The sequence below is a fragment of the Octadecabacter antarcticus 307 genome (assembly GCF_000155675.2).
Classification (GTDB): domain Bacteria; phylum Pseudomonadota; class Alphaproteobacteria; order Rhodobacterales; family Rhodobacteraceae; genus Octadecabacter; species Octadecabacter antarcticus.
Map to the genome: position 1 here is coordinate 1 of NC_020911.1, position 22,500 is coordinate 22,500.

The 22,500-nt window shown below is 56.1% G+C and carries 21 protein-coding genes and 2 pseudogenes (1 of these 23 only partly in view); 15 read left to right on the plus strand and 8 right to left on the minus strand.

Annotated elements, in window-relative coordinates; all coding sequences use genetic code 11:
• The first annotated feature begins 100 nt into the window (after positions 1–100).
• The 4 genes from dnaA to gyrB all read left to right on the plus strand — a co-directional run bounded on the left by dnaA (position 101) and on the right by gyrB (position 6,402).
• The gene (dnaA, locus tag OAN307_RS00005) at positions 101–1,441 is read left to right on the plus strand and encodes a chromosomal replication initiator protein DnaA (protein ID WP_015497849.1); all 1,341 of its coding nucleotides are present in this window, start codon (positions 101–103) and stop codon (positions 1,439–1,441) included.
• Positions 1,442–1,559: 118 nt separating this feature from the next.
• The gene (gene dnaN / locus OAN307_RS00010; RefSeq protein WP_015497850.1) at positions 1,560–2,678 is read left to right on the plus strand and encodes a DNA polymerase III subunit beta; all 1,119 of its coding nucleotides are present in this window, start codon (positions 1,560–1,562) and stop codon (positions 2,676–2,678) included.
• 83 nt (positions 2,679–2,761) lie between these two features.
• A complete protein-coding gene (recF, locus tag OAN307_RS00015; protein WP_015497851.1) occupies positions 2,762–3,871 on the plus strand; it encodes a DNA replication/repair protein RecF in 1,110 nt (369 codons plus the stop codon).
• Between the two features lie 113 nt (positions 3,872–3,984).
• The gene (gyrB, locus tag OAN307_RS00020; RefSeq protein ID WP_015497852.1) at positions 3,985–6,402 is read left to right on the plus strand and encodes a DNA topoisomerase (ATP-hydrolyzing) subunit B; all 2,418 of its coding nucleotides are present in this window, start codon (positions 3,985–3,987) and stop codon (positions 6,400–6,402) included.
• 43 nt (positions 6,403–6,445) lie between these two features.
• On the opposite strand, the gene OAN307_RS00025 is transcribed toward gyrB, so the two are convergent.
• The 3 genes from OAN307_RS00025 to trhO all read right to left on the minus strand — a co-directional run bounded on the left by OAN307_RS00025 (position 6,446) and on the right by trhO (position 9,079).
• On the minus strand, positions 6,446–7,693 hold the full coding sequence (locus OAN307_RS00025; RefSeq protein WP_015497853.1) for an aminotransferase class V-fold PLP-dependent enzyme: 1,248 nt from the start codon (positions 7,691–7,693) through the stop codon (positions 6,446–6,448).
• An 85-nt stretch (positions 7,694–7,778) separates the two neighbouring features.
• Positions 7,779–8,096, minus strand: a complete 318-nt coding sequence (locus OAN307_RS00030) for a YciI family protein (RefSeq protein WP_015497854.1) — start codon at positions 8,094–8,096, stop codon at positions 7,779–7,781.
• Between the two features lie 71 nt (positions 8,097–8,167).
• Positions 8,168–9,079, minus strand: coding sequence for an oxygen-dependent tRNA uridine(34) hydroxylase TrhO (gene trhO, locus OAN307_RS00035; RefSeq protein WP_015497855.1), 912 nt, complete (start codon positions 9,077–9,079; stop codon positions 8,168–8,170).
• Between the two features lie 75 nt (positions 9,080–9,154).
• Here trhO and pncA point away from each other — a divergent pair, with 75 nt between their 5' ends.
• Both pncA and OAN307_RS28670 read left to right on the plus strand, forming a co-directional pair.
• Positions 9,155–9,748: a bifunctional nicotinamidase/pyrazinamidase gene (pncA, locus tag OAN307_RS00040; protein ID WP_044044366.1), complete on the plus strand. Its 594-nt coding sequence runs from the start codon at positions 9,155–9,157 to the stop codon at positions 9,746–9,748.
• 82 nt (positions 9,749–9,830) lie between these two features.
• Complete coding sequence (locus OAN307_RS28670; protein ID WP_015497857.1) at positions 9,831–9,977, plus strand: hypothetical protein; 147 nt, start codon at positions 9,831–9,833, stop codon at positions 9,975–9,977.
• Here the strand turns inward: OAN307_RS28670 and OAN307_RS00045 are convergent.
• A complete protein-coding gene (locus tag OAN307_RS00045; protein WP_245540945.1) occupies positions 9,974–11,032 on the minus strand; it encodes a proline racemase family protein in 1,059 nt (352 codons plus the stop codon). The two genes, OAN307_RS28670 and OAN307_RS00045, sit on opposite strands and share 4 nt — an antisense overlap.
• A 63-nt stretch (positions 11,033–11,095) precedes the next feature.
• On the opposite strand from OAN307_RS00045, the gene pncB reads away from it, so the two are divergent.
• Positions 11,096–12,388, plus strand: a complete 1,293-nt coding sequence (pncB, locus tag OAN307_RS00050; RefSeq protein ID WP_015497859.1) for a nicotinate phosphoribosyltransferase — start codon at positions 11,096–11,098, stop codon at positions 12,386–12,388.
• Here pncB and OAN307_RS31025 read toward each other — a convergent pair.
• Positions 12,385–12,573: a DeoR family transcriptional regulator gene (locus tag OAN307_RS31025; protein ID WP_015497860.1), complete on the minus strand. Its 189-nt coding sequence runs from the start codon at positions 12,571–12,573 to the stop codon at positions 12,385–12,387. The genes pncB and OAN307_RS31025 overlap by 4 nt on opposite strands.
• A gap of 35 nt (positions 12,574–12,608) precedes the next feature.
• Between OAN307_RS31025 and OAN307_RS00060 the strand changes: the two genes are divergently transcribed.
• A complete protein-coding gene (locus tag OAN307_RS00060) occupies positions 12,609–13,322 on the plus strand; it encodes an IS6 family transposase (protein ID WP_015497861.1) in 714 nt (237 codons plus the stop codon).
• Positions 13,323–13,375: 53 nt separating this feature from the next.
• On the opposite strand, the pseudogene OAN307_RS27540 reads toward OAN307_RS00060, so the two are convergent.
• Both OAN307_RS27540 and pyrF read right to left on the minus strand, forming a co-directional pair.
• Positions 13,376–13,618 (minus strand): annotated as a pseudogene (locus tag OAN307_RS27540) (hypothetical protein); the annotation flags it as partial.
• Positions 13,619–14,029: 411 nt separating this feature from the next.
• Positions 14,030–14,746: an orotidine-5'-phosphate decarboxylase gene (gene pyrF / locus OAN307_RS00065; protein ID WP_015497862.1), complete on the minus strand. Its 717-nt coding sequence runs from the start codon at positions 14,744–14,746 to the stop codon at positions 14,030–14,032.
• A 165-nt stretch (positions 14,747–14,911) separates the two neighbouring features.
• On the opposite strand from pyrF, the gene clpB reads away from it, so the two are divergent.
• Both clpB and OAN307_RS28675 read left to right on the plus strand, forming a co-directional pair.
• Positions 14,912–17,521 carry an ATP-dependent chaperone ClpB gene (clpB, locus tag OAN307_RS00070; RefSeq protein WP_015497863.1) on the plus strand — a complete coding sequence of 870 codons (2,610 nt, stop codon included), beginning with the start codon at positions 14,912–14,914 and terminating at the stop codon, positions 17,519–17,521.
• Positions 17,522–17,560: 39 nt separating this feature from the next.
• Positions 17,561–17,725, plus strand: a complete 165-nt coding sequence (locus OAN307_RS28675; protein ID WP_187292529.1) for a hypothetical protein — start codon at positions 17,561–17,563, stop codon at positions 17,723–17,725.
• A 72-nt stretch (positions 17,726–17,797) separates the two neighbouring features.
• Here OAN307_RS28675 and OAN307_RS00075 read toward each other — a convergent pair whose 3' ends face one another.
• The gene (locus OAN307_RS00075; RefSeq protein WP_015497864.1) at positions 17,798–18,277 is read right to left on the minus strand and encodes a fasciclin domain-containing protein; all 480 of its coding nucleotides are present in this window, start codon (positions 18,275–18,277) and stop codon (positions 17,798–17,800) included.
• A 375-nt stretch (positions 18,278–18,652) separates the two neighbouring features.
• Between OAN307_RS00075 and OAN307_RS00080 the strand changes: the two are divergent.
• The 5 genes and pseudogenes from OAN307_RS00080 to OAN307_RS00100 form a co-directional block, all read left to right on the plus strand.
• Positions 18,653–20,130, plus strand: a pseudogene (locus tag OAN307_RS00080) (FMN-binding glutamate synthase family protein).
• Between the two features lie 178 nt (positions 20,131–20,308).
• Entirely contained in the window at positions 20,309–21,202 is an 894-nt protein-coding gene (msrP, locus tag OAN307_RS00085; RefSeq protein WP_044042909.1) for a protein-methionine-sulfoxide reductase catalytic subunit MsrP, read from the plus strand.
• Positions 21,202–21,411, plus strand: coding sequence for a hypothetical protein (locus tag OAN307_RS00090; RefSeq protein ID WP_044042912.1), 210 nt, complete (start codon positions 21,202–21,204; stop codon positions 21,409–21,411). The genes msrP and OAN307_RS00090 overlap by 1 nt, the downstream gene beginning before the upstream one ends.
• A 106-nt stretch (positions 21,412–21,517) precedes the next feature.
• Complete coding sequence (msrQ, locus tag OAN307_RS00095) at positions 21,518–22,135, plus strand: protein-methionine-sulfoxide reductase heme-binding subunit MsrQ (RefSeq protein ID WP_015497866.1); 618 nt, start codon at positions 21,518–21,520, stop codon at positions 22,133–22,135.
• Between the two features lie 12 nt (positions 22,136–22,147).
• Positions 22,148–22,500 carry the 5' end (the start) of an MFS transporter gene (locus OAN307_RS00100; RefSeq protein ID WP_044042915.1) on the plus strand. Its footprint extends 826 nt past the window's final position, so the window shows 353 of its 1,179 coding nt (coding positions 1–353); its start codon is at positions 22,148–22,150; the stop codon falls past the right edge of the window.

Below are 22,500 nucleotides of genomic sequence, written 5' to 3' on the forward strand. Positions count from 1 at the left end.
CGTGTTTTGTGGCGTGTGTTAACTGTTGGCTGACGGAATGTAGTGTGACGACAATGGCGGTGGCAGCCGCTTGGGTACCTGTGGGACAGATTGGGACAACATGACGAACGTAAACTGGGATCAGGTGAAGACGGATATGCGCGCGGCAATTGGCGCCGGTAACTTCAAGAGCTGGATCGAACCGCTCTCACTCGTAACCACATCCGAAGGCGTTGCGCATCTCGCCGCCCCAAATCCCTTTGTTGGCGATTATGTCGGCAAGACTTACGGCGATCAGATCATTTATCATCTCAACCGTCAGGGTCTGGCCGTTCAGCGGCTCGCATTTGAAATCGAAGGTAAGGCCAATACGGCCACCAATGTGAGCGCCAAACCCGCTGCCCAAAAACCGGCCAACACCTTGGCCGATGCACAGCCCAACCAGCGTTTCAACTTCGACAGTTTCGTTGTAGGAAAGCCGAACGAGCTTGCTCATGCTGCCGCCAAACGCGTCGCCGAAGGTGGCCCTGTCACGTTTAACCCGCTGTTTCTGTATGGCGGTGTTGGCCTTGGTAAAACCCACCTGATGCATGCCATTGCCCATGAACTGGGACTGCGCCGCCCCGACCTGAACGTGCTGTATGTGTCTGCCGATCAGTTCATCTACCGCTTCATCTCAGCGCTGCGCGATCGCAAGATGATGGATTTCAAGCAGCATTTCCGGTCTGTCGATGTACTGATGGTCGATGACATCCAGTTCCTTGAAGGCAAAGAATCTACGCAAGAAGAATTCTTTCACACCTACAACGCGCTTGCTGATCAGGGTAAGCAGATGATCATTTCCGCAGATCGCGCGCCCGGTGAAATCCGCGACCTGTCTGAACGCATCAAATCGCGCCTGCAATGTGGCCTTGTCGTTGATTTGCACCCGACGGACTACGAACTGCGTCTTGGCATCCTGCACTCCAAACAAGAGATGTTTGTCAACGTCTATCCCGGCGTCGAAATCGCAACGGGCGTTCTGGAATTCCTTGCACATCGCATTTCAAGTAACGTTCGCGTCCTCGAAGGTGCGCTCAACCGTCTCTACGCGCTGGCCTCCCTCGTGGGCCGGGTCGTGACGGTCGAAATGGCGCAAGACTGCCTGTCCGATATCCTGCGCGCATCCGACCGCAAGCTGACGATTGAAGAAATCCAGCGCAAAGTATCCGAACATTACGACATCCGCCTGTCTGATATGCTTGGGCCGAAACGCACCCGCACACTGGCCCGTCCGCGTCAGGTTGCCATGTGGCTGTGCAAGCGTCTGACCAGCCGCAGCCTGCCTGAAATCGGCCGTAAATTCGGCAAACGCGACCACACGACAATCATGCACGGCGTGCGTAAAATAGATGAGCTGCGCCAGTCTGATAGCCAGATTTCCGACGATCTGGAACTGCTGCGCCGTGCGCTTGAACATTAATGGCTGCACGCCCTTGTCTTAGGGCGTTCGACACGCCACAAAATGCTTGTGAACGGGGTAGAAACGGTTAGTTTCACCTTCCCGACCCAATTGGGGCATCAAGGACGGAGACAGGGCCATGAAAATCAGCATCGAACGCGCAAGTTTGCTCAAGGCCGTGGCGCAAGCCCAATCCGTAGTGGAACGCCGAAACACCATTCCAATTCTCGCCAATGTGCTGATCGAAGCCAGCGGCGATGAGGCGACGTTCCGCGCCACCGACCTCGATATCGAAGTTGTCGACAAAGCTACCGCAGTGGTCGAACGGGCAGGCGCCACGACAGTGTCCGCCGTGACGTTAAACGAAATCGTCCGCAAACTGCCCGACGGCGCGCTTGTGACTTTGACCGATGACAGCGCATCTGGTCGCCTGACAATCGAAGCAGGGCGGTCCAATTTCAGCCTCGCCACATTGCCCAAAGAGGACTTTCCCGTCATGGCGTCGTCTGATTACGCCACGAACTTCTCATGCCCGGCACCCGTGCTGCGCCGCCTGTTTGACAAATCCAAATTCGCGATCTCGACCGAAGAAACTCGCTACTATCTCAACGGCGTTTACATGCACGTGTCTGAATCTGACGGTGGCAAAGTCTTGCGCTGCGTCGCCACAGATGGCCACCGCCTTGCGCGCATTGATGCAGCTTTGCCTGAAGGCGCAGACGGTATGGCAGGTGTTATCGTGCCGCGTAAAACTGTGGGTGAACTGCGCAAGTTGCTGGATGACGATGACATGATGATCGCCGTGTCCGTGTCGGAAACCAAAATCCGTTTCGCGACCCCTGATATCACCCTGACCTCCAAGGTCATTGATGGCACCTTCCCCGACTACACCCGCGTCATTCCGCAAAACAACACCCGCAAAATGGAAGTCGACGCCGCCGAATTTGCGCGCGCGGTGGACCGTGTTGCGACCGTGTCGTCCGAACGTTCCCGTGCAGTGAAACTACAGCTCGACGAAGACCGTTTGATCCTGTCCGTTAATGCACCCGATTCCGGTGCCGCCGAAGAAGAACTTTCCGTGGCTTACGGCGATGAACGCCTCGAAATCGGCTTCAACGCGAAATATCTGCTCGAAATTGCCAGCCAAGTGGACCGCGAAAACGCAGTATTCATGTTCAATTCATCCGGTGATCCGACCCTGATGCGGGAAGGCAATGACACCAGTGCGATCTACGTGGTCATGCCGATGAGAGTTTGATTTGGGCCTGTGTGATTGCTTTTGGATTTGAGTTGTATCTGCCAAGATGAAGGGCCTAAAAAAGTAAGAAGAGGCTGCGTGTAATGTCGGGCCTTTTTCTGTCACATCTGACATTGTCGCACTTCCGGTCCCACAAGCGCGCGACACTTGACCTCGACGGGCGCACTGTCGCGATTTATGGGCCAAACGGCGCAGGCAAAACCAATATCCTCGAAGCGGTTTCCATCTTGTCCCCTGGTCGTGGCCTGCGCCGCGCAAGCTCCGAGGATATGACCCGCAGACCAGAGGCGCTGGGCTGGAAAGTTACTGCAGACCTCACCTCCCTAAACCAGCGCCACGAAATTGAAAGCTGGTCTGAAAATGGCGGATCACGCCAAACCAAGATTGATGGCAAAGCAGCGGCGCAGACAGCGCTTGGTCGCATCGGGCGTGTGCTCTGGCTCATTCCTGCGATGGACCGTTTGTGGATTGAAGGCGCTGAAGGGCGGCGGCGTTTCTTGGACCGTGCCACGCTCAGCTTTGAACCGGGCCACGCCGATGCTGCGCTGAAATATGAAAAGGCCATGCGTGAACGCAATCGGTTGCTGAAAGACATGGTGCGCGACGCTCATTGGTACAGCGCCCTGGAACGGCAAATGGCCGACGCTGGCGCGCAGATCCACCGCAACCGGTTAGAAACGCTTGATCTTTTGACCAACGCACAGCAGGCGGCGCAAACTGCCTTTCCAACCGCGTGGCTTACCCTTACCCACAGCGATCCTGCTTGTGACGCGCCCGACGATCCTATCGCGCTGCTCGCGGCGTTCGCCAATAATCGCCCCCGCGACATGGCCGCAGGGCGCACGCTGATCGGCCCGCATCGCGCTGATCTGGACGCGATCTTTGCCGCCAAAGATGTGCCTGCCAAAGACTGTTCCACCGGTGAGCAGAAGGCGTTGCTGATATCCCTCATCCTTGCGAATGCGCGGGCGTTGGCGGATGATTTCGGCGCGCCACCGATCCTGTTACTTGACGAAGTGGCCGCCCATCTAGACGCCACACGTCGCGCCGCATTGTACTCGGAAATCAGCGCACTTGGCGCGCAGGCCTTCATGACAGGCACCGGACTGGAACTGTTCGACGAGCTCGGGGCGGCCGCGCAATACGTCCACGTGACCGACGAAAACGGCGTTTCACAGACCGCGCAGGTCTAGCCAAAACTGCGACCGTGCCTGCATGTGAATCCCCCAACAAAATATGGCCCAATCGCGTGACATCCTGCGCCAAAACGCCTATGAATTGATCGACATAACACAAAGGGTCCGTAATGACCGACGAGCAGCAGAAGCCGGAAGAGTACGGCGCAGATTCTATCAAAGTTCTCAAGGGCTTGGAGGCTGTTCGCAAGCGTCCTGGCATGTATATCGGGGACACGGATGACGGGTCCGGCCTGCACCATATGGTGTACGAAGTCGTCGACAACGGCATTGACGAAGCGCTGGCCGGTCACGCCGACGCGGTGAACGTCAAAATCCACGACGACGGCTCAGTTTCTGTGAGCGATAACGGCCGCGGAATTCCTGTCGGCATCCACGAAGGCGAAGGCGTTTCTGCAGCAGAAGTCATTATGACCCAACTGCACGCAGGCGGCAAATTCGACAGCAATTCCTACAAAGTATCTGGCGGTCTGCACGGCGTTGGCGTGTCCGTTGTGAACGCGTTGTCCGACTACCTTGAACTGCGCATCTGGCGTAACGGCAAAGAACACTACGCACGGTTTGAAGGCGGCTTTACCGTCAAGCACCTCGAAGTTGTGGCTGACTGTGGCGATCGGACCGGCACCGAAGTGCGTTTTCTCGCCTCGCTCGACACCTTCTCCAATCGCGAATTCTATTTCGAAACGTTGGAAAAACGTCTGCGCGAACTTGCGTTCCTGAACTCCGGTGTGCGCATCATTCTGACCGATGAACGCCCCGCAGAACACCTCGTGTCTGAGTTGTACTATGACGGTGGCGTTAAGGAATTCGTCAAATACCTCGACCGCTCAAAAACCTCGATCTTGCCGGAACCAATCTATGTGATCGGTGAACGCGACGAGATCGTCGTCGAAGTCGCGATGTGGTGGAACGACAGCTACAATGAAATGGTCCTGCCGTTCACCAACAACATCCCCCAGCGCGACGGCGGCACCCACATGGCGGGCTTTCGCGCCGCCCTGACGCGCACAATCAACAACTACGCACAGTCCAGCGGCATTGCAAAAAGGGAAAAGATCAGCTTCACCGGCGACGATGCCCGCGAAGGCCTAACCTGCGTGTTGTCTATCAAAGTGCCTGATCCGAAATTTTCCAGCCAGACCAAGGACAAACTCGTGTCCTCAGAAGTGCGCCCTGCGGTCGAAAATATCATGAACGAAAAGCTGTCTGAATGGTTTGAAGAAAACCCCCAGATTGCCAAGATAGTTGTCAGCAAAATCGTTGAGGCGGCCCACGCCCGCGAGGCCGCGCGCAAGGCGCGTGATCTGACACGCCGTAAAACTGCGATGGATGTGAATTTCCTTGCGGGTAAACTGAAAGATTGTTCCGAAAAAGACCCCTCCAAAACCGAAGTCTTCCTGGTGGAGGGTGATAGCGCGGGTGGCTCCGCCCAAACGGGGCGTGATCGCCAAACGCAGGCCATTCTGCCGCTAAAAGGTAAGATCCTGAACGTCGAACGCGCGCGGTTTGACCGGATGCTGGGCAGTCAGGAAATCGGCAACCTCGTTATGGCGCTGGGCACGGGCATCGGGCGCGACGAATTTAACATCGAAAAACTGCGTTACCACAAGATCGTCATCATGACCGACGCGGACGTAGATGGCGCGCACATTCGCACGCTTCTACTGACGTTCTTCTTTCGGCAAATGCCAGAACTCATCGAACGTGGGCACCTCTATATCGCGCAACCGCCGCTTTATAAAGTGTCGCGCGGCAAGTCCGAGGTGTACCTCAAAGATCAAGCGGCGATGAACGACTACCTGACTGAACAGGGCGTCGAGGGCGCGATGCTACGCCAAGGCAACGGCGAAGAAATCGGTGGTGCTGATTTGCGCCGTGTTGTGGACGAAGCGGGCCGCCTGAAACGCGTGCTGGATGCGTTTCCGACCCATTATCCGCGCCACATCCTTGAACAGGCGGCCATTGCGGGCGCGTTCGTTGCCGGTGCTGTAGACGCCGACCTGCAAGGCGTCGCTGACAAAGTCGCCAAGCGCCTTGATCTGATTGCGCATGAATGGGAACGCGGCTGGCAAGGCCGCATCACGCAAGACAGTGGCATCCGTCTGGCCCGCATCCTGCGCGGCGTCGAAGAAGTGCGCACGCTTGACGGTCCGATGATGCGTTCAGGCGAAGCACGCAAATCCGGCACGTTCACCCAGCATTTGCAAGACGTCTACAACACCCCCGCCACGCTGATCCGCAAAGACCGCGTGCAAAACATCTATGGGCCGCTTGATCTTCTTAAGGCTGTGCTCGAAGAAGGTGAACGCGGGCTGTCCCTGCAGCGCTACAAGGGCTTGGGGGAGATGAACCCGAGCCAATTGTGGGAAACCACGCTCGATCCCGACGCACGAACGTTGTTGCAAGTGAAGGTGGAAGATGTGGCAGAGGCCGATGATCTGTTCACCAAACTGATGGGTGACGTTGTGGAACCACGCCGCGAATTCATCCAGCAAAACGCGCTTAACGTCGAAAATCTGGATTTCTAAAAAGCGCCCCAAGCAGGGGTTTTTTGCCAAGATGAAAGGGCGGTCAGCCCTCGATTACTTGCGACATCACGCTTAAGAAACGTGCGACTTCGGCTTTTGAATTATAATGGCACATCGACACGCGCACGGCGGCCGTCTGGCCCAGTGGCGTTAAAATGTTGCCGCTGTAATGGTCCGCCTTGCGCACGTGGGTCCGCACGCCCTCGGCGTTAAGTGCAGCCACAATATCCGCCGCCGTTACGGTGTCGGCCCAGAAACACACCAGCCCTTCACGCGCAGGGTTATCGACGCCGCCCACAATGTGAACCCCGGCCATTTCCGCCAATCCGCGCAAATTCCCCGTCCCGTGCAGCATCGCATCGGTCAACGTCTTCTCATGGGCTTTGATCGCAACACCTGCCGCCTCAATCCGGTCGCGTCGCGTTTTGCCGTCGCTAACTTGCCCGCCAAGCCAGTCGAAATAATCGACAACATCGTGGAATGTCGCATAGGCCCCGGTATCGCGCGTGCCAAATTCCCAGCTTTCCGTCGGGCCACCAGCCAGTTGCTCTGGCCCCAATGCGGTCAAGCGATCACTGACCCACGCCACCCCGTACCCATGGCGTGAAAACACTTTGTAGGGCGAGATCACGTAGCCATCAACGTCCGCCGCAACCAGATCCACCAGCCCGTGCGATGCGTGCTGGATGCCGTCAACGATAATGAAACACTCTGGCGCAACGGCACGGATCGCGGCAGAAATTGCGGCCACATCCATGCTCATTCCGGTCACAGGCGACGTGTGCAGGATCGTTGCGACACGTGTGTCTGGCGTGACCGCAGCACCGTAGGCGTCAGCCGTCACCAACCCAAGCGCGTCGTCATGTGCGACCAATCGGTAATCGCGGCCCAGCTTTTCAGCCCAATGCGCCATGGCAGATCGTGACGCTGGATGTTCCACCGTTGATCCCAAAAGCACCCCACCCGACGTGCCTGCCACAGCCGTGCGGATCAACCGGAACAACAACTCAGTCCCGCTTTCGCCGACAAAAACCTGTCCACCAGACGCGCCAAGCCAATCCATCGCAGCCGCTTTGCTGTCGCGAATGATATCCATCAGCGCATGCGCTGCTGGATTATCGCGGCCTTGATTATCGGGAATTGCCGCGAACTTGGCAGACGTTTCAACCGCAGCGTTCAGCGTCAACGCCCCGCCCGCATTCTCGAAAAACACCCGTGATCCCTGAAACGGGCAGGTGTCGACATAGGCAAATTTTCCACGGATATCAGTGAGCAGGGCAGGCGTAATCATAACGGTCTCCTTTGGGGCGACTTCATCCCAATTCACCGCCTTTGGCTAGGGCCTTTTGCCCGTTCCCGCTCCGCTCAGGGCCGGATCAGCCCATATCAATAAATTCGGCCACTTCCACCGACCCACTGCCATCCACGACGATCGGATTGCCCGCCGCGTGTTCGCAAGCAACGCCGTAATTATCAGCCTCAACAATCGTGTAACCGGATACGGGATTCGCGCCGCCGTGGTCCACATGGCCCGCCGAACTCACGGTGTGAGACTGCCCAACTGGGGCCCCGCCATCAACCACCGCCGCACCCATCGATTGATACCACGCATCCCACGCAGCCATTGATTTCTCGCCTTCTTCTGGCGTGTCGGGTATGTCGCCACCATGATAAATCATCAGATATTTTGGCATTTTTAGTCCTCCAAACGTGTGAAGGACCTAGTTGACGACAGAAAGCATGAGTCGCGCAAGCCACATGAATTCTATCCCGCCACTGGACCGATGTGTGTTTCACCGCGTGCCTTGGCCAATGCGATCTGTTTTTGCCGCTCGCGAAACCGCTCTTTGTCCTGCTCGGTGGTTTCGCCTGCGCACTGGTGGCATGACACGCCTTCTTCATATTCGGGCAACGCTCGGTCTTCAGGCATTAACGGGCGGCGACAAGCGTAACACAAGATATGTGGACCCTCTTCCAACCCGTGCTCGACCGACACCCGTGCATCAAATACGAAACATGACCCGTTCCATCTGCTGTCTTGCGCCGGCACGTCTTCAAGGTATTTCAGGATACCACCCTTCAGGTGGTACACATCCTCAACCCCTTGACCGATCAAATAATTTGTCGACTTTTCGCAGCGAATACCGCCGGTGCAGAACATCGCAATCCGCTTATTGTGGAACCGGTCCTTGTTGGCGTCCCACCATGCCGGAAACTCGCCAAAGCTGCGGGTCATCGGGTCGATTGAACCGTCAAACGTACCAATCGCGACTTCAAAATCATTGCGGGTATCGATCACCGCAACATCCGGTGACGCGATCAAGTCGTTCCAATCGGTGGCCGTAACATAGCGCCCGACGCTTGCAGTTGGGTCCACATCCGGCTGTCCCATCGTTACAATCTCACGCTTGATACGCACCTTCATGCGGTTGAACGGCGCGCCGATTGCCGCGCTCTCTTTCCACTCAAGCCCGGCACACCCCGGCAATCCGCGTATATGGCTTAGCGTTGCGTCAATGCCCGCACGTGGACCGGCAATCGTGCCGTTGATTCCTTCGGGTGCCAACAACAACGTGCCCATGACGTCACCCGCAGTGCAGACCGCCAAAAGTGGCGCCTTCAAAGAAAAAGGGTCGTCAAACGTTGAAAAATGATAAAGGGCAGCTAAGGTTGTCATGGCCGTTCCACTATGCCGATGCATGGCTTGTATCAAGCGCTACCTGAATACCACACATGCCGGAAAGCCCCTGCCATGACCCACGCCCTCCTCGTCATCGACGTCCAAAATGACTTTTGTCCGGGTGGTGCCCTCGCCGTCACCAATGGTGATGGGATCGTCAAAGGGATCAACGCCCTCATGCCCGATTTCGGCGCGGTGATCCTAACGCAAGACTGGCACCCCGCAGGCCATTCCTCCTTCGCGACGTCCCACGACGCCGACCCAATGAGTGTCATCCAAATGCCCTACGGCGCCCAAGTCCTATGGCCCGACCATTGCATTATCGGCACACACGGCGCGGCGTTTCATTCCGACCTCAACATAAACGCCGCTGACCTAATACTTCGCAAAGGCTACAACCCTAAAATCGACAGCTATTCCGCGTTCTTTGAAAACGACCAGCAAACCCCGACCGGATTGATGGGCTATCTGCAAACACGCGGCATCGACACCCTCACACTGGTCGGCCTCGCCACCGATTTCTGCGTCAACTATTCGGCAGTGGACGCCGCAAAACTGGGCTTCAACGTCACAGTTCGCATGGACCTCTGCCGCGCAATTGATTTCGACGGAAGTTTAGACGCGGCGGTTGAGGGGATGAAGGCTGCTGGGGTGGACGTTGGCTGAAACCGCCCCGCATAGTCGCTGACCCCGCCCAATTCCCGCCACACCCTGTCTTAACCGTCCCAACAGCCTGCGCGTTCTCGTTATGATCGTCGGTGTCCTCGCCTTCGCCCTCACCGCTGGTCAGTCGGCGCGCGCTAACTTCACGCCCTCCACCATCCAACACATCGGGTCAATCAACGACTGGCAACAGGAACAGAACCCTGTGCCCTTCAATGGCATCACCAACTAGCCCCAGATATCACCAACCGTGAACCCATCCGGAAATGGGTCGGCCGGGTCCAGCATCCATTGTGATACGCCGTAAATCCAACCACGCCCTGACAGGCTGGGGATAATCGCATCATACGGACCAACCTTGGTGACGCCCTCAATCCGGCCCGTAAACGTGGTGCCCAATGGTCCCGCGTTCACATAATCCTCCCCGACGGCGAGCAACCCTTTCGCATGTAAAACCGCCAATTTCGCGCAGGTTCCCGTGCCGCAGGGCGATCGGTCCAACGCGCCTGTCAACGCCTCGGGCTTTGACGGATCAAACACCCCCGACGATACCGAAACTGCGCTGCGCCCATGGGTGGCAGGATCCGTCGCTGGCGCGGTCAACTGCCCAATTGTCGGCCCCGCCAGATCGGGATTATCGGGGTGGGCCATAGGATACATCTTCACTGCCGCATCGCGCATCGCCTCAATCGCACGCACAACCGCGCCGCCATTTTTAGCCCTTGGATCAATGCCAAACTGCGCCGCTTCCGCGATCACAAACCACATCCCGCCCCACGCAATATCCACTTCAACCGTGCCAAACCCCGGCACATCCAGCGGCACGCCAATGTGCGCCGCAAAGGCAGGCACGTTCATAAATTCGACCCGCTCAACCTTGCCGTCCTTACACGTCGCTTTGACCTCGATCACCCCGGCAGGGGCCTCCAGCCGCAACATCGTCACAGGTTCAACCATCGCAACGATGCCGGTTTCCAACAACACCGTCGCCACACAAATCGCATTGCTACCCGACATCGGGGGGTATTCCGTCTGCTCCATGATGATAAATCCAGCGTCCGCCGACGGATCACAGGGCGGTACAATCGCATTACAACACAGCGCCGGATTTCCACGCGGTTCGCGCAGCATCAACAGCCGGATATCGTCGTGGTGGTCCTGCATGTAGCGCATCTTTTCGAACACCGAATTGCCCTTCAACACCGGCATCCCGCCTGTAATCACCCGCCCGCCTTCACCCTCTGCATGGGCCTCGACCGCCGTAATCATCCGCTGCATCCGCATCATATCATCCCTTTACCCGCGCCGTCCGCTTTGTTCTAACAGACCCAACAAAATTTGGAGCCTGTTATGGTCGATATCGCAACCCGCGTCTGGAACCACAAATGGAAGATCGACCCGATCGTCCGCTCCCTCATCGATACGGATTTCTACAAACTGCTGATGTGTCAGTCGGTGTTTCGCAACAAACCTGACACCCAAGTCACGTTTTCACTGATCAATCGCTCCAAATCCATCCGCTTGGCCGATCAAATCGACGAAGGCGAACTACGCGAACAACTCGATCATGTCCGCTCCCTCTCCCTGACGCGCGGCGAATCCACATGGATGCGCGGCAACACCTTCTACGGCAAACGCTCTATGTTTAGCCCCGAATTCATGGACTGGTTCGAAACACTGCGCCTGCCGCCCTACCACCTCAAAAAACACGACGGCCAATATGAACTGACATTTGAGGGCTCATGGCCCGAAGTCATGCTCTGGGAAATTCCCGCACTGTCGATCCTGATGGAACTGCGCGGCCGCGCGGTCCTCAGCACAATGGGCCGTTTTGAACTTCAGGTGCTCTATGCCCGCGCCATGACGAAACTTTGGGAAAAGGTCGAAAAATTGCGCTCACTGGACCAGTTGCGCGTCGCGGACTTCGGCACCCGTCGGCGCCATTCGTTCCTGTGGCAGGAATGGGCCGTCCGGGCCCTGCGCGAAGGCCTCGGTGACAGCTTCACCGGAACCTCCAACTGCTTCATCGCCAAAAGCAACGATGTCGAAGCCATCGGCACCAACGCCCACGAACTGCCCATGGTCTACTCGGCATTGGCGAAAGACGACGCAATGCTCGCGCGCGCGCCCTATGATGTGCTGTCGGATTGGCAAGACGAACACTCCGGCAACCTGCGCATTATCCTGCCCGACACCTATGGCACCCAAGGGTTCCTCGACAATGCCCCCGACTGGCTCGCGGGTTGGACAGGCATCCGTGTTGATTCCGGCGATCCCGCCACCGCCGCAGAGGTCGCGATTAAATGGTGGAAAGACCGTGGCGAAGACCCGCGCGATAAACTGGTGATCTTCAGTGACGGGCTCGACGTTGATAAAATCGTGCAACTGCACAAACAATTTCAGGGCCGCACCCGCGTGTCGTTCGGTTGGGGCACCATGCTCACCAACGACTTCAAAGGCCTGACCCCCGGCGACACCCTCGCCCCGTTCTCCCTCGTCTGCAAAGCGGTGTCGGCCAACGGATCACCCACCGTCAAGCTGAGCGATAATCCGAACAAAGCCATGGGCCCAAAATCAGAGATCGCCCGCTACAAACGGGTGTTCGGTGTCGGCGAGCAGGAACGGGTTGAGGTTGTGGTTTAGGGTTTCGCGAGCAACTGAACTAACGGTCCGTTGATGTAGTAATTGTTCAGGCCAACTTTCATTTTCTTGAGAAGTCCTGAGGCTTCAAGTTCGTTAAGGTACTTTCCCGCCGTTTGCCGGCTTACTCCAACCTCATCGACGACATATTCGATGCGCGTATATGGGTGCTTAAACGGGATCGTCAAGTTGCGGGGTATTTCCCTTCGGGGTATGCATTCGTATGATCAAGCCCAAGCAATCTGGCGCCTTCTTAGGCTATCGTTTTTCTCCTGAGATCATCGCATACGCCGTCTGGGCCTATCACCGATTTCCCATGAGTTTGCGCGATGTCGAGGACTTGCTGGCAGCACGCGGGATTATAGTCAGCCACGAGACCATCCGCGCTTGGGTAGCGAAATTCGGATCACAATATGCCAAGGTGATCCGCCGAGATCGACCCAAAGTGGCGGACAAATGGCACCTGGACGAAGTTGTCCTTCCGACAAACGGCAAGAAGTATTGGCTATGGCGCGCTGTCGACAGCAACGGCGATGTGCTGGACATCCTCGTCCAGTCTCGGCGAAATAAACGGGCCGCGGATCGGTTTTTCCGCGAGCTATTCAAAACATTTGGCGCGCCACGGGTCGTTGTGACGGACAAACTCCGAAGCTACGGGGCCGCACTAAAGGACCTCGCTCCAGGCATCGAGCACCGAAGCCATAAGAGACTCAACAATCGATCCGAAGGGTCGCACAGGCCGACCCGGCGGCGAGAAAAATGCATGGGTCGGTTCAAATCACCCCGCCAAGCGCAACAATTTCTCTCCGTCCACGATCAAATCCAAAATGTCTTCCGCCACCGCCGCCACACGCTTTCAGCCGCTTGCTACCGTCAGTCCAGAGCCGACGCCCATTGGATCTGGGACGACATCACGCGAGTGCTGAAGGCTGCTTGAGATCCGGCGTCCGGGCTATCGTTGCGAAGATCGCCGACAACTTGACGATGCCCTTTCAACGTAAGACAGGCTTGGATCGCAGCATCACTGTAGCGTGGCTGACGGCCCGGTTTGCACCCCTCTCATGGTTTGCAGGCAAACCACTGCCGGGCAAGGGTCGGCATAGCTTTCCACGTGACCTCTGGGTTAAACCAAATGGTCAGTGACCCGCGTTGCTTCGGGGCCTTGTTATACTCAGGCCAGTTTCTTGTGCGGTAAATCGGGGGATAGGTTTGCTCATACACACAAGCTACCATGCTGGATTCACAACATGAATCCCAAATACATGACTATTTGTGCAACAAAGCCGGGCCGAGGGACAATTCGGACAGAGGCAGTGACAGACGTTCTTGAAACTTAGCGCCGCAGTGCGTGGATCGGATTAAGCGACGCAGGCCCATCAGCGGGGCACGTGAAGTTTAATGGCCCGTTGTCGGTTGGCAAAACCACAGCAGAGTCAAAGCCGCGTCCGGTGTAGTGAACGTTATTCAGTTCTATCATCATGCGTCCCCTTCTGGTTAGTATTTGCTTGGCTGATTGGCCTGCACAACATCTGGGGGTAAGCTTGATAATATTACAGGTGAAGAAAACTCACGTTTTCATCCAACCCCGTGATTGGATGCAATAACGCGTGTTCGGTGTGCTAGTCGCCCATGTTTGTAGGCGTTTTAGGACATTTCCTGTGGGGAGTGGAGTTCTACCAAAATCGCTTCAGCTGCCGCTTTGGGATCACTATGTTGCCAGATTGGACGCCCGACAACCACGTGATCTGCGCCGTTTGCGATTGCTTGCGCAGGGGTCGTGACCCGCTTTTGATCGCCGAGATCGGCCCCAGCAGGGCGCACACCGGGGGTTATGATCAGCTTACCCTCGGCTTCTGGCAGCGCGCGGATCAAGGCCGCTTCTTGCGGTGACGCGATCACGCCATCCGCGCCATTGGACAGCGCCAGCCCTGCGCGTTCTTGAACCAGATCGGTAATATCGCCCGCCTTGATGCAGGATGCATCCAGATCGGCGCGATCCAAAGACGTCAGGATCGTAACGGCGAGGATTTTCATGTCGCCTTTGGTCTGTGCCGCAGCGCGCACCACATGGGGGTCACCGTGCACAGTCAGGAAATCATGGCCGAACTGCGACAGGCCACGCACCGCAGCCTCAACGGTGGCGCCGATATCGAACAGCTTCATATCGAGGAAAATACGTTTGCCGTGTTCGTCGGCAAGCTCATTGGCCAAGGCCAGCCCACCGCCAGTCAGCATGCCCAACCCTATTTTATAGAAAGACACTGCATCGCCGATTTTTTCGGCCATTGCCATTCCAGACAATGCGTCTGGCATATCCAAGGCAACGATCAGGCGGTCATCAGCGGTCTTCAAATCGGGCATGGCAGTCTCCTGTAATTTTTGTCGTTCTATGCCTGTGATCCACAATCATCAACCGACCTTGAACGGCCACGCGCAGCGCCCCATATATCCACAGAGGCCCCAGACAGCCTGTGCCGCATATGCGGGCAGCATCCGAAATGGGGCGCTTATACAAAGGAGAAGACCATGAACTTAGAAAAGTTCACAGAGCGGTCGCGCGGTTTTATTCAAGCCGCCCAGACGATCGCGATGCGTGAAAGCCATCAACGGCTTGCCCCTGAACATTTGCTCAAGGCCCTGCTTGATGATGATCAAGGACTGGCTGCGAACCTTATTAATGCGTCTGGCGGCGATGCTGCACGGGTTTTGCAGAACGTCGATATTGCACTGGCCAAAATGCCCACAGTGACGGGTGATGCAGCGCAAACCTTTATGGACGGAACAACTGGCAAAATGTTGGCGGAGGCTGAAAAGCTCGCCAAGAAGGCTGGCGATAGCTTTGTGCCTGTCGAACGTATTCTTATGGCGCTCACGATGGTTAAATCCAAAGCCAAAGATGCGCTGGACGCCGGTAACGTGACGGCACAAACGCTCAATTCTGCCATCAACGACATCCGTAAAGGTCGCACGGCTGACACGGCGTCGGCTGAAGAAGGCTATGACGCGCTGAAGAAATACGCGATGGACCTGACGGCGCGTGCCCGCGAAGGCAAAATTGATCCGATTATCGGTCGTGACGAAGAAATCCGTCGCGCGATGCAGGTTTTGTCGCGCCGAACAAAAAACAACCCTGTATTGATCGGCGAACCTGGCGTGGGTAAGACTGCGATTGCCGAAGGTTTGGCGCTGCGCATTGTCAACGGTGACGTGCCGGAATCATTGCGCAATAAATCGCTGTTGTCGCTCGATATGGGCGCGTTGATTGCTGGTGCGAAGTACCGTGGCGAATTCGAAGAACGCCTTAAGGCTGTGCTGAACGAAGTCACCGAAGCGGTGGGTGAGATCATCATTTTTATCGATGAGATGCACACGCTTGTTGGTGCGGGTAAAGGCGACGGTGCGATGGACGCCGCGAACCTGATTAAGCCTGCATTGGCGCGTGGTGAGCTGCACTGTGTTGGTGCGACGACGCTGGATGAATACCGCAAATACGTTGAAAAAGACGCAGCCCTTGCACGGCGTTTCCAGCCAATTGTCGTTCAGGAACCGACCGTCGAAGACACGATCAGCATCCTGCGTGGCATCAAAGAAAAATATGAATTGCACCACGGCGTGAGGATTTCGGACAGCGCGCTGGTCGCGGCGGCAACACTTAGCCACCGTTATATTACTGACCGTTTCTTGCCTGATAAAGCCATTGACCTTATGGATGAAGCCGCGTCGCGCTTGCGCATGGAAGTGGACAGCAAACCCGAAGAACTCGACCAGCTTGACCGGCAAGTTATGCAATTGCAGATCGAAGCCGCAGCCTTGCGTATGGAGGACGATCAGGCGTCGAAAGATCGTCTTAAAAAGCTTGAGGGTGAATTGTCAAAGGTGCAGGAGCAATCCGTCAGCATGACAGCAAAGTGGCAAGCGGAACGTGATAAACTCGAAGGGGCGCGTTGTCTAAAAGAAGACCTTGATCAGGCCCGCGCCGAGTTAGATATCGCGAAACGTCAGGGTAACCTCGCCAAGGCGGGGGAGCTGTCTTACGGCGTGATCCCGCAGCTTGAAAAGCAGCTGGGCGACGGTGAAGACAGCAATCTTATGGTCGAAGAAGCCGTGCGCCCTGAACAGATTGCCAGCGTGGTTGAACGTTGGACAGGCATCCCCGTCGCCAGAATGCTCGAAGGTGAGCGTGAAAAGCTGCTGCGCATGGAAGACGGGCTGCACAAGCGCGTCATTGGGCAGGACACAGCTGTTCGGTCTGTCGCCAACGCCGTGCGTCGTGCACGCGCGGGCCTGAACGATGAGGGGCGGCCATTGGGCAGTTTCCTGTTCCTCGGGCCAACGGGTGTCGGTAAAACCGAGCTCACCAAAGCCGTGGCAGAATTCCTGTTTGATGATGATAATGCGATGGTGCGCTTGGATATGTCCGAGTTTATGGAGAAACATTCGGTGTCGCGTCTTATCGGTGCCCCTCCGGGCTATGTTGGATATGACGAAGGTGGCGTATTGACTGAAGCTGTGCGGCGACGTCCGTATCAGGTGATCCTGTTTGACGAGGTCGAAAAGGCGCATCCCGATGTGTTTAACGTCTTGTTACAGGTATTGGATGACGGCGTGTTGACAGACGGACAAGGTCGCACTGTCGATTTCAAACAGACGTTGATCATTCTGACATCAAACCTCGGATCACAGGCGCTCAGCCAGTTGCCCGAAGGGTCAGACATGGCGGACGCCAAGCGCAATGTTATGGATGCGGTGCGGGCACATTTCCGGCCGGAATTTCTGAACCGCCTTGATGAAACGGTTATCTTTGATCGCCTTGCACGGACCGACATGGACGGGATCGTCACGATCCAGATGTCGCGGCTTTTGAAACGGCTTGCGTCGCGTAAAATCAATCTGGCACTGGATGACGGTGCGCGCAAATGGTTGGCTGATGAAGGCTACGACCCGGTGTTTGGCGCACGGCCATTAAAGCGGGTGATCCAGCGTGCTTTGCAAGACCCGCTGGCGGAAATGCTGCTCTCAGGGGACGTGAAAGACGGTGACACCGTGCCGGTTTCGGCGGGCGTTGACGGGTTGTTGGTGGGGGATCGGATCAGCGTTTCGAACCGCCCGAAGCCTGACGAAGCGGTGGTTCATTAAATGCCGAAAAGGGTCGGGTCCATCTTCTAGGTTAAGCACATGGACCCGATCACGCTGTCCTTCTGTGCTGTCGTTTGCAGCTGCCTGAGTGTGACCGCGCCGAAATTTTTGGGTGTGCCGATCCTGCTTGGCAATGGCGTGAGCGTCGGAATTATTGCAGCGATGACACTGCCCTACATCAAAGATATCATGCACGCGTCCTGAAACCTCGCGCACAAAAAAGCCCCAGCGCATCGGGTGGATGCGCTGGAGCCAATCGTTACAGTGCAAACCGACTTACATCGGTGGCATCAAAACAGTATCGATTACGTGGATGACACCGTTGGACGCTTCGATATCTGCAGTAACCACGTTCGCGCCATTCACCATCACTCCGCCTTCGGTCATGATTGTGACGTCTGCGCCGTTTACGGTTGCGGCAGTCATGCCATCCGACAGATCACCAGACATCACTTTGCCGGCAACGACGTGGTACGTCAGGATCGCGGTGAGGGCTTCTGGATCAGCCAGCAGGCCTTCGACAGTGCCTTCGGGAAGGGCAGCAAACGCTTCATCCGTTGGTGCAAAAACTGTGAACGGGCCTTCGCTTTTCAGCGTGTCGACCAAGCCAGCAGCTGTAACAGCAGCTACCAGCGTTGTGAACGTGCCCGCGTCAACGGCGGTGTCCACGATGTCTTTGGAATGACCGTCCGCAAATGCTGTAGATGCGGTCAGGGCGAGTGTGGCCGTAGCGGCCATGAAAGTACGACGAAGCATAGTGTTATTCCTTTTAAAAAGACGAATACCGAGTCGGTACAAAAATGATTTACGTGACCTTTTGATCCTGCACTATAAGGGGTATTCCGCCTACGCAGGTTGACGCTTAGGCGTTCCAAACTAAGCCCGCGTTTTTTTCGGTTTCAAGTCACAACAGGTTGATCAAATTCGTTCCGACTGACACAAATCGACAGAAAATAAACGCAACTTGCCACTGTTTTAACGCTAGGCGCCTTGGTAGATCGGCGGCCGCCATGCTGGAATTGTGGCCGTAGTCGCCTTATTGAAACGTGCACCGTTGATGCCTGTCTTGACCCTGTGGTTGGCAGTCTGTCTTGTGCCCGTAATTTGTATCACAATCAGGGATGATCGCGGATGTTTTCCAGTTTCAGCATGTCGGTCTTCGAAGGCCTCGCCGTCGCGCTTATTGTTGCGGCGGGTCTCATGGTTCTGGCGATCGTTGTGTTGGGCTTCATTGATCGCACCCAGACGCAGGATGCAATCCGGCGGAACTACCCAGTCGTTGGGCGATTTCGGTCTTTGTTCTCGGCGCTGGGCGAATTTTTTCGTCAGTATTTCTTTGCGATGGACCGCGAAGAACTGCCCTTCAACCGCGCCCAACGCGAATGGGTGAAACACGCCGCCGATAAGGGCAGTAGCACCGTTGCGTTCGGATCAACCCGAAACCTGAACGTGCCCGGAACGCCGATATTTGTGAACGCGGCGTTTCCACCACTGGATAATGAGTTTGCCAGCACCGATCCCATGGTGATCGGGCAGGGCGCGCGGTCACCCTATACGGCGAAATCCATTTTCAACTTGTCAGGCATGTCTTATGGCGCGATTTCCAAACCTGCCGTGCAAGCCTTGTCGCGTGGCTGTGCATCGGCGGGCGTTTGGATGAACACCGGCGAAGGCGGGCTGTCGCCGTACCATTTAGAAGGCAATTGCGACATTGTCTTTCAGATGGGAACCGCGAAATTTGGCGTGCGGGACGATGACGGAAATCTGGACGATGACAAATTGCGCCAGGTTGCTGCACGCGACAAAGTCAAGATGATTGAAATCAAACTTGCCCAAGGCGCCAAGCCCGGTAAAGGCGGGATATTACCAGCCGCCAAAATCAGCGCCGAAATTGCTGAGATAAGGGGCATCCCCAAAGGTCGTGACGGGATCAGCCCCAACCGCCACGCCGAAGTCGATGACTGGAATGACCTGCTCGATTTTATTGCACATGTGCGGGATGTTTCGGGCCTTTCCACAGGTATCAAGACGGTGATGGGTTCGGAATCCGACTTTGCAGAGTTTTTTGACACCATAATAAAGAGAGGCATTGAATCTGCCCCCGACTTCATCACGCTGGATGGCGGTGAAGGTGGAACCGGTGCTGCACCCATGCCGTTAATCGATCTGGTCGGCGTCTCAATCCGCGAAGCCTTGCCGCGTGTGTCCGCAATGCGCAATGAACGCGGCCTCAGGGACCGCATCCGTATTGTTGCGTCAGGCAACTGGTGAATCCCGGTGATATAGCTTGGGCGCTGTGCGCAGGCGCGGATTTCATCACGTCAGCACGTGGCTTCATGTTCTCGCTCGGTTGTATCCAAGCGCTCAAATGCAACAAAAACACATGCCCAACGGGGATCACCACCCACGACCCACGGTTTCAAAAGGGCCTTGTGCCGGATGAAAAATGGGAAAAAGTTGCAGCCTACGCCAAGGGCATCGTTAAAGAAGTCGAAATCATCGCCCATTCGGTTGGCGTGTCTGAACCCCGCAAGATGCGCCGCGATCACGTCCGCATCGTTCAACCTGACTCGACCAGTATCCCTCTCTCAACGCTCTATCCTTCTTGAGGCTGTCTTTGTTTCATAAATATCCTTGGGGGAGTCCGCAGGACGGGGGACTAGTCCCCCTCCCCGCCCGCGACAGGCGCAAACATTACAGTCTCCCCGCGCAGACGTGACACGGCTTTTAGTGACCTGTGAACGTTCTCCTATATACACATATTGAAATTATATGTCGGAGAGACCCATGGCCAACCGCTGGAAAAACACCTTCACCCGTGCAGATATCACGCCGGAACCACTTTGGTTGAACCGCCGCGCGGTCCTTGCCGGTATGGCAAGTGCGGGTGCTTTGGGCGGTGCAGTCGCTGCGCAAGAAGCGCTTGAGCCGAATACGTGGGAAGAAATCACCACTTACAATAACTTTTATGAATTCGGCACGGGTAAATCAGATCCGGCAGACAATTCGGGCGATATGATCACCGATCCTTGGGAAGTTACGATTGACGGTATGGTTGATAATCCGGGGACGTTTTCGTTGGCCGATCTGGCTGCCGATATGACGATGGAGGAACGCCTGTATCGTTTCCGCTGTGTCGAAGCGTGGGCGATGGTGATCCCGTGGAATGGTTTTGAACTCGCTGATCTGCTGAACAAGGCCGGTATCCAGACCGGCGCCACCCATGTGGCGTTTGAGACAGCGGTTTTGCCGGATGTCATGGAAGGCGTGCAGCGTCGGGTAATTGATTTCCCCTATGTCGAAGGCTTGCGTCTGGATGAGGCGATGCACCCGCTTACGATTATGGCGACGGGCGTTTACGGACGGCCCATGGCAAACCAAAACGGCGCGCCAATCCGTTTGGTCGTGCCGTGGAAGTACGGGTTCAAGTCGATCAAATCCATCGTTCGGATCACCGTGACCAATGAACAGCCACCGACCACATGGAACAAGATCGGTCCGCGCGAATATGGGTTTTATTCAAACGTGAACCCTGAGGTCGATCACCCCCGCTGGAGCCAAGCGTCCGAACGCTTGATCGGTGGTGGCTTGTTCTCGTCTCGCCAAGACACGTTGATGTTCAATGGCTATCCCGAAGTCGCCAGTCTTTATGACGGCATGGATCTGACAACGAACTATTGATGGGTCGAATTATCACGTTCATGGGCGGATTGGGTGCCAGCGTCGGTTTGGTCTGTTGCTTTACGGCTTTACTGCCGTTCGTGCTTGCGTCGGTTGGCGCAAGCAGCCTGATCGCGACGCTCTATCGCGATAGCATATTATTCCCGTTCGTTGGTGTCTCTCTCATCCTCATGGGGCTCGGTCTCTGGATGATGCGACGTAATAGATAATGGGCTACGTCATCTTTCAGTCCACGCTGACATGCCCCAGTCGCGCATTCTCGGTCGATCTGACGATAGGCTGCCTGCCAATACAATTGCGAAAAGAGAACACCAGATGATCGATACCATCAACACCTACGCCCGAAAAATCCCAACTTGGGCGCTTTATCTTCTTCTGGTGATCCCGATCCCGTACCTATTTTACAGTGCTGCAACAGGCGGCATGGGTATTGAACCAATCAATGCGCTTGAACGCGAAATGGGGGACCTGACGCTGAAACTGATTATCGTCGGCCTCGCGGTTACGCCGCTGCGCAAATATCTGAAGTTGAATCTGCTGAAATTCCGCCGCGCAATTGGTGTGATGGCGTTCGTCTATGTCGTGGTTCACTTGGGGATTTGGGTCGTGCTGGATATGTCCCTGCGCTGGGAACAAATGTGGGGCGATATCTGGAAGCGTCCCTATATTACCATCGGTATGGCGGCGTTCTTGATGATGATCCCGTTGGTGATCACATCCAACAACCTCTCCCTGCGAAAAATTGGCGGTGCCGCGTGGCGCAAGTTGCACAAACTTGTCTACCTGATCGCGGTGCTTGGGGCTGTGCATTTTATAATGGTGCAAAAAGTTTGGGAAGTTGAACCGTTGCTGCATCTCGCCGTGATTCTTGCGCTGCTGGCGACACGTTACAAGCCGTCACAAAAAGCGGCTGTTGTTTCAGCACGCGGTTGATAGCTTCGACCCATGACCCCATTGGCCACGCGCAACGCAACACTTCTTATCATGGCGCTGTTTATGCTTCAGCCAATGGCCTTTGGCGCATGGCTGGCGATGATCCCTTATGTCAAGGAAAGTTTAGGGCTGAGCAAAGCAGACCTTGCGGTCGCGCTGCTTGGATTACCGGTTGCGTTGATCCCAACATTGCAACTGGCCAGCCGTGTCGTGGCCAAGATCGGGCCGCGTAAAACGTTCGCGATCTTACTCCCTATTCAAACTGTTGTTGTGCTGCTGCCATTCCTGACCAGTGGCGTCGGCGGCCTCTTTATGACGCTTGCCCTGTTTGGTGCGGTGGTCGCGTTCCTTGAAGTTGCTCTCAA

Coding starts and splice junctions, on each gene's coding strand:
- msrP (WP_044042909.1), top strand. CDS start 20,309: ATGGCCAACCGCTGGAAAAACACCTTCACCCGTGCAGATATCACGCCG.
- clpB (WP_015497863.1), top strand. CDS start 14,912: ATGAACTTAGAAAAGTTCACAGAGCGGTCGCGCGGTTTTATTCAAGCC.
- dnaA (WP_015497849.1), top strand. CDS start 101: ATGACGAACGTAAACTGGGATCAGGTGAAGACGGATATGCGCGCGGCA.
- OAN307_RS00025 (WP_015497853.1), bottom strand. CDS start 7,693: ATGATTACGCCTGCCCTGCTCACTGATATCCGTGGAAAATTTGCCTAT.
- pncA (WP_044044366.1), top strand. CDS start 9,155: ATGACCCACGCCCTCCTCGTCATCGACGTCCAAAATGACTTTTGTCCG.
- OAN307_RS00030 (WP_015497854.1), bottom strand. CDS start 8,096: ATGCCAAAATATCTGATGATTTATCATGGTGGCGACATACCCGACACG.
- recF (WP_015497851.1), top strand. CDS start 2,762: ATGTCGGGCCTTTTTCTGTCACATCTGACATTGTCGCACTTCCGGTCC.
- OAN307_RS28675 (WP_187292529.1), top strand. CDS start 17,561: ATGGACCCGATCACGCTGTCCTTCTGTGCTGTCGTTTGCAGCTGCCTG.
- OAN307_RS00060 (WP_015497861.1), top strand. CDS start 12,609: ATGATCAAGCCCAAGCAATCTGGCGCCTTCTTAGGCTATCGTTTTTCT.
- dnaN (WP_015497850.1), top strand. CDS start 1,560: ATGAAAATCAGCATCGAACGCGCAAGTTTGCTCAAGGCCGTGGCGCAA.
- pncB (WP_015497859.1), top strand. CDS start 11,096: ATGGTCGATATCGCAACCCGCGTCTGGAACCACAAATGGAAGATCGAC.
- OAN307_RS00045 (WP_245540945.1), bottom strand. CDS start 11,032: ATGATGCGGATGCAGCGGATGATTACGGCGGTCGAGGCCCATGCAGAG.
- OAN307_RS28670 (WP_015497857.1), top strand. CDS start 9,831: ATGATCGTCGGTGTCCTCGCCTTCGCCCTCACCGCTGGTCAGTCGGCG.
- gyrB (WP_015497852.1), top strand. CDS start 3,985: ATGACCGACGAGCAGCAGAAGCCGGAAGAGTACGGCGCAGATTCTATC.
- msrQ (WP_015497866.1), top strand. CDS start 21,518: ATGATCGATACCATCAACACCTACGCCCGAAAAATCCCAACTTGGGCG.
- trhO (WP_015497855.1), bottom strand. CDS start 9,079: ATGACAACCTTAGCTGCCCTTTATCATTTTTCAACGTTTGACGACCCT.
- OAN307_RS00090 (WP_044042912.1), top strand. CDS start 21,202: ATGGGTCGAATTATCACGTTCATGGGCGGATTGGGTGCCAGCGTCGGT.
- OAN307_RS00075 (WP_015497864.1), bottom strand. CDS start 18,277: ATGCTTCGTCGTACTTTCATGGCCGCTACGGCCACACTCGCCCTGACC.
- pyrF (WP_015497862.1), bottom strand. CDS start 14,746: ATGCCCGATTTGAAGACCGCTGATGACCGCCTGATCGTTGCCTTGGAT.